We start from the raw sequence: 5,548 nt of genomic DNA, 5'->3' as shown, positions 1-5,548 counted from the left end.
CATTTTATACTTCTTAGTTATTTAATTTGAAATTGATCCGGTGCGCGATCATGCAACAGAACGTTGTGACTTGACAATATGACAACGGTTGCAAACATTATGAATGGCTGTTTTTTACACGCATTGTTTGACAGCCGACATTCTGCTTCCCCCCTAAACTGCCTGTCTACTCAAGGAATATGAAGCAGACAGGCGGGATGCGCCGTCATCTCGGTCGTTTGGACCACAAGGTTGTTTGCCAAATAGCGGACATCAGCGCTTCAAAGCCTCGTTGCAGAGATTGTCTGGATCTCACTGATTGCACCTATTGAATGATCCCAAGACACAGACAGGCAACCCATGGACGTTATGGTGAAAATTTCAGCAATACGGAATTGTGATCGGATCATATGACAAGCACGTTCTTATATCCCTTACATACTGCCCCATAGTATGAAAAGGATACTCAAGGGTAGTATATTCGGGAGTAAGCGTTCGTGCCGCACACACCGGCTGAGAAAAAGCGCGTTCTGACCCGCGTGCGCCGTATTCGCGGGCAACTTGATGCGCTGGAACAGGCTTTGGAGAAGGGAACTGATTGCGGTCCGGTGCTGCAACAGGTGGCGGCTATCCGGGGAGCGATCAACGGATTAATGGCCGGTGTTCTCGAAAGCCACCTGCGGGAAGAATTTGTTGAGTGTGCCGGTGATCGTGATGCTGCCAGTGGTTCGATCGAGAATGTGGTGTCACTCGTTCGATCCTATCTCCGGTAATGCCCTCGATGCTGGCTGACAGGTTATTTGGAGAAAAAATCATGAAATCACGGGCCGCAGTTGCTTTCGAGGCGGGTAAGCCCCTTGAGATTGTCGAGATCGATGTAGCGCCTCCTCGTGCTGGTGAGGTGCTCGTGCAGATCACGCATACGGGTGTGTGCCACACTGATGCGTTTACCCTGTCAGGGGATGATCCCGAGGGACTGTTCCCAGCCGTTTTGGGTCACGAAGGCGCGGGAATTGTCATCGAGGTCGGAGAAGGGGTCACCAGCGTTGCCCCCGGCGACCATGTCATTCCGCTTTACACGGCGGAATGCGGTGAATGTCTGTTCTGTAAGTCGGGAAAAACCAATCTCTGCATTTCAGTGCGCGCCACACAGGGTAAAGGCGTGATGCCGGATGGCACGACACGCTTCTCCTACAAAGGTCAGCCGATCCATCATTACATGGGGTGTTCGACGTTCAGCGAATACACGGTTGTCGCCGAGGTTTCTCTGGCAAAAATCAATCCCGCATCCAATCCAGAGCATGTCTGTCTGTTGGGATGTGGCGTCACCACAGGGATTGGTGCGGTACACAACACGGCCAAGGTGCAGCCGGGAGATACGGTTGCCGTCTTCGGTCTGGGCGGGATCGGTCTCGCGGTCATTCAGGGAGCGCGACAGGCAAAGGCTGGCCGGATTTTCGCTATTGATACCAACCCGGAAAAGTTTGAACTTGCCAAAGCATTCGGCGCCACGGAATTCCTCAACCCCAAGGATTATGGCAAACCGATTCAGCAGGTTCTTGTGGAAATGACCGGCTGGGGTATTGATCATACATTTGAATGTATCGGAAACGTCAACGTCATGCGCGCGGCGTTAGAAGCCGCGCATCGTGGGTGGGGGCAGTCGATCTTCATCGGGGTGGCAGGGGCCGGTCAGGAAATTTCGACCCGTCCCTTCCAGCTTGTGACGGGGCGTTCGTGGCGCGGCTCGGCTTTCGGTGGGGTCAAGGGACGCAGCCAGCTTCCCGGCATGGTCGAAGATGCCATGCGTGGCGATATCGAACTTGCGCCTTTCGTAACCCACACCATGCCGCTCGAAGACATCAATACGGCCTTCGATCTGATGCATGAAGGAAAATCCATCCGTTCCGTCATTCATTTCTAAGGTCTGCGTCTCACCGCGCAACATCATTTCCAATGGTTGGAAATTACAGGAGAACGATCATGGCAGTTATTTCCGGTGACGGTGTTTTCTCTCATGTTTTTCTTGGGGCAGTGGATACTGCGGTATCCGCGAAATTCTATGACGCCGCGCTTGCGGCTCTGGGCATAAAAAACCTGGGGCCGTTCGGGCATGGGTGGATTCTGTATGGCCGCGAAAAGCCAGCCTTCATCATTGCACGTCCAGGCAACGGTGAAGCGCCCTCAAGCAACGGTGTCACCATCGGTTTTGCAGCAGCGACACCCGCCGAAGTGGAGGCTTTTCATGCCGCAGGTCTTGCCAATGGGGGAGCCGATGAAGGCGCACCCGGTCCGCGAAGCCACTTACCGGGCGCTTACGCTGCCTATCTCCGGGATCCGGCAGGGAACAAGATCTGCAGTTATACCTTCACGGACGGTAACTGACATGCGCAAAAGGCAGTGAGAGCCATGGAACGCAAGGAAACACACGCCTCTTTTGGGGGCGTGCAGGAAGTCTGGCGACACAAGTCCGTGTCGTTGGGTGTGGAAGCAAACTTCGCGATCTACCTGCCGCCGCAGGCAAAAACTGAAAAGGTTCCCGTTCTTTACTGGCTCTCCGGTCTGACATGTACGGAGCAGAATTTCATTGGCAAGGCTGGCGCGCAACGCGTGGCCGCAGAACTGGGCATCGCCATTGTCGCGTCGGATACCAGTCCACGGGGCGTGGGTGTGGCTGATGACGATGCGTACGATCTTGGACAGGGTGCCGGATTTTACCTCAATGCGACGCAGGAGCCGTGGGCTGTGCATTATCGGATGTATGATTACGTCGTCACGGAACTTCCTGCGCTGATTGAGGCGAGCTTTCCGGTTACGCAGCAGCGAGGCATTGCGGGACATTCGATGGGTGGATTTGGCGCCATCATGATCGCGCTGCGTAATCCTGGCCGCTATCGTTCTGTGTCAGCCTTTTCACCCATTGTGGCGCCAACGCAGGTACCATGGGGTGAAAAAGCATTCAGTGCTTATCTGGGGCCGGATCGTGCCAGTTGGGCAGCCTATGACCCGCTTGAACTTGTGCGGACAGCGAAGGAAAGACTGCCTGTTCTGATAGATCAGGGTCTGGCGGACCAGTTTCTGAAAGAACAGCTCAGGCCAGAACTGTTCCAGGAAGCCGCACAGAATGCAGGGCAGGAACTCATCCTGAATCTTCGTCCTGATTACGATCACAGCTATTATTTTGTAGCCAGTTTTATTGCAGATCATCTCAGATATTTCGTGAGTAAACTACGATGAATAGATTGTCTGTCTTTTGGGATCCGGAATTTTCTGGCTTTGAGTGGAGATGAAATCTGTTAGGGGCATCTTTCAAACTGTGAAATCAGCTGGCAGCTTGCCGTGTGGGCTTGAGCGTACCGTCGAAGAGCATGGACCTTTCGACGCGCCGGAGCATCGTAGGATATCTCAGATGTCATGGCGGAAAGGCGTTTTGAACTTCGATAACGAAACTCCGCAGTTTTGGGGTCATAGCAGGGCCGGCATTGTAAAGCAGATGCATCGGGCGACCAGGAACTCTCCACTGGGATAGAATGCGGACAAGGCGGCCAGAATCAAGTTCGGGCTTCAAGGCCTGTTCAGAACCCAATACTATGCCCTCTCCTGACAAGGTGAGGGCCAATAGAAAGCCCCAGTCGTTGGACGTCACAGTGCCAGAAACCATGACAGATCGTGTGCAGGTCTTTCGTATAAAGTGCCATGCTGTTCGTACAGAATTTGCAGAGTTTTCGTAGACAAGACACTGATGCCGGGCGAGTTCCTCAGGGCTGTCCGGAGCGCCAAATTTTTCGAGATAGGCAGGCGCTGCGCAGACCGTGAGGGAATATGAGGCCAGAGGGCGACTGACGACCGTAAGATCGGGATCTGGCTCGCCAATACGAATGACAGCTTCATGGCCATCCAGCGTCGGATGAACCAGTTGATCCGTAAGGGATACTTGTAATCGTACCTTCGGGAATTTCTTCCGAAAATTATGTAGAAACATGGGGAACATGGTCCGCCCGAAGGTAACTGGTACGCTGACAGCAAGTGTACCACGTGGTTCGCCCAGCGTGTTGGCGGCAAGATTATCAGCACGCTCGACAGCCTTCAGGACGAGATGACATTGCTCGCAGTAAAGACTCCCTATTTCTGTGAGGCTCTGACGACGTGTCGTCCGATGGAGCAGGCGCGTGCCAAGATGACGCTCCAGAGCCTCTATATGTTTGGCCACCATCTGCGGCGATAAGGTCAGACGCTGAGCGGCCGCGGCAAAAGACCCCAGTTCCACAACCTTGATGAAAACCTTCATACTGGTCAAACGATCAAGCATTCATCATCCTCAGTTGTGACTGACATCTTCTATCGACAATTTATCTCTTAAAAAAGAGGAATATGTTGAGCCTGCTGATTGATCGGCAAGCATCTTCTCCGATGGAGCTCTTTAGAATGCCTATTTATCTTGTGCGAATGGATCATCCGGACGGCGACGGGTGGGGGCAGCATGTCGTGGCGCATGTGCTGTATCTCAAGCGCCTCATTCAGGAAGGTAGTCTTGTGGCTTCTGGCCCGCTGAAAGGCACCCCATTGCGGTCAGGTTTTCTGATCATGAAAGGTGCCAATCGGCAGGAGATTGAAGCGATGGTGGCTCGGGATCCGTTCTCGCCGGAAGGTTTGATCTGTGATCTTCGAATTGAAGAGTGGGATCCGCTGTTCGGTTGCCTGTCCAACCTATCGACCGGCAAACCGCCCGTGGAACTGCAATCTCTATTCCCATCCGATGAACACTCATGATCTATGAAATGATTCGCTTTCGGACGGATGTTTTGGGAGTGCCAGCCCTCTCCCGTCTCCTGAAAGCACGGTTCTCGGATACCCTGAATCCTGTTGCGGGAAGCCTCACAGGGGTATGGCGAACGGAGATCGGTGAACTTGGAACGCTACTCCTGCTGCGTTCCTTTTCCTGTCAGGATGCCTTGCTTAAGGCGCGGCACAGAACACTGGAGTCCAGAACGCCCTTCGGTATCAAGATGAACGACGTTTTAATAGAAGCTGAGGCGTTTGAAGGCTTTCCGTTTCTTAAACCCCCGGAGTTTGGTGAATGTGGTGGACTCTATGAAATCCGAACTTACAGTTTAAAAGCTGGAGGGTTGGAACCGACCCTGAAAGCGTGGCAGAGTGCTCTGAAGCCTGCACAAGCCTATACCCGCCACCTGATCACCAACATGTTCGCGCTGGATGGTGCGTCACGCATCTGCCATATCTGGGCCTTCGACAGCTTTGAACAACGCAATATTCTGCGTCAGCAACATTACGCGGACGGACTTTGGCCGCCAAAAGGAGGGCCTGAGCAAATTATTCATGCCCAGCCCTGCCTTTGCTTACCGGAAACTTTCTCGCCATTACGGTGACGACGAAAAGCTCACAAATGTTCCCATGAATGACTGCTTTGCCAGCCTTGTCGCTTGATAACCGACATTCTGTTACCCCCCCCAAAGCTGACAAACTTCTCCTTCCCGGACCATCACTCAGAACCTTGAGAGCAGGATATTCCCCCGACTGCGGGAGCGGCGCTCATACCCACAGCGCCGCA

General features: G+C 53.4%; 7 protein-coding genes. 6 read left to right on the top strand and 1 reads right to left on the bottom strand.

Features of this window, described 5'->3' with window-relative positions; genetic code table 11:
- The first annotated feature begins 476 nt into the window (after positions 1-476).
- The 4 genes from frmR to fghA are packed head-to-tail and all read left to right on the top strand — an operon-like array spanning position 477 to position 3,216.
- Positions 477-752 carry a formaldehyde-responsive transcriptional repressor FrmR gene (frmR, locus tag ABF979_RS16205; RefSeq protein ID WP_025829448.1) on the top strand — a complete coding sequence of 92 codons (276 nt, stop codon included), beginning with the start codon at positions 477-479 and terminating at the stop codon, positions 750-752.
- A gap of 41 nt (positions 753-793) precedes the next feature.
- Positions 794-1,903 carry an S-(hydroxymethyl)glutathione dehydrogenase/class III alcohol dehydrogenase gene (locus ABF979_RS16200; protein WP_415560720.1) on the top strand — a complete coding sequence of 370 codons (1,110 nt, stop codon included), beginning with the start codon at positions 794-796 and terminating at the stop codon, positions 1,901-1,903.
- Positions 1,904-1,962: 59 nt separating this feature from the next.
- Positions 1,963-2,364 carry a VOC family protein gene (locus ABF979_RS16195; protein ID WP_415418072.1) on the top strand — a complete coding sequence of 134 codons (402 nt, stop codon included), beginning with the start codon at positions 1,963-1,965 and terminating at the stop codon, positions 2,362-2,364.
- Between the two features lie 24 nt (positions 2,365-2,388).
- On the top strand, positions 2,389-3,216 hold the full coding sequence (fghA, locus tag ABF979_RS16190; RefSeq protein ID WP_039733239.1) for an S-formylglutathione hydrolase: 828 nt from the start codon (positions 2,389-2,391) through the stop codon (positions 3,214-3,216).
- 175 nt (positions 3,217-3,391) lie between these two features.
- Here fghA and ABF979_RS16185 read toward each other — a convergent pair whose 3' ends face one another.
- On the bottom strand, positions 3,392-4,288 hold the full coding sequence (locus tag ABF979_RS16185; RefSeq protein ID WP_082084838.1) for a LysR family transcriptional regulator: 897 nt from the start codon (positions 4,286-4,288) through the stop codon (positions 3,392-3,394).
- Between the two features lie 116 nt (positions 4,289-4,404).
- Here ABF979_RS16185 and ABF979_RS16180 point away from each other — a divergent pair, with 116 nt between their 5' ends.
- Both ABF979_RS16180 and ABF979_RS16175 read left to right on the top strand, forming a co-directional pair.
- A complete protein-coding gene (locus tag ABF979_RS16180; protein WP_415535506.1) occupies positions 4,405-4,749 on the top strand; it encodes a YciI family protein in 345 nt (114 codons plus the stop codon).
- Positions 4,746-5,366, top strand: a complete 621-nt coding sequence (locus tag ABF979_RS16175; RefSeq protein ID WP_415418071.1) for an NIPSNAP family protein — start codon at positions 4,746-4,748, stop codon at positions 5,364-5,366. The genes ABF979_RS16180 and ABF979_RS16175 overlap by 4 nt, the downstream gene beginning before the upstream one ends.
- The last annotated feature ends 182 nt before the right edge of the window (positions 5,367-5,548 follow it).

It is taken from the genome of Gluconobacter sp. (assembly GCF_047723935.1).
GTDB lineage: Bacteria > Pseudomonadota > Alphaproteobacteria > Acetobacterales > Acetobacteraceae > Gluconobacter.
This window is presented reverse-complemented; position numbering and strand designations above follow the sequence as displayed.

Bases quoted from the DNA above. Each gene is read 5' to 3' on its own strand.
- ABF979_RS16200 (WP_415560720.1), top strand. From the start codon at position 794: ATGAAATCACGGGCCGCAGTTGCTTTCGAGGCGGGTAAGCCCCTTGAG.
- ABF979_RS16195 (WP_415418072.1), top strand. From the start codon at position 1,963: ATGGCAGTTATTTCCGGTGACGGTGTTTTCTCTCATGTTTTTCTTGGG.
- fghA (WP_039733239.1), top strand. From the start codon at position 2,389: ATGGAACGCAAGGAAACACACGCCTCTTTTGGGGGCGTGCAGGAAGTC.
- ABF979_RS16185 (WP_082084838.1), bottom strand. From the start codon at position 4,288: ATGCTTGATCGTTTGACCAGTATGAAGGTTTTCATCAAGGTTGTGGAA.
- ABF979_RS16180 (WP_415535506.1), top strand. From the start codon at position 4,405: ATGCCTATTTATCTTGTGCGAATGGATCATCCGGACGGCGACGGGTGG.
- ABF979_RS16175 (WP_415418071.1), top strand. From the start codon at position 4,746: ATGATCTATGAAATGATTCGCTTTCGGACGGATGTTTTGGGAGTGCCA.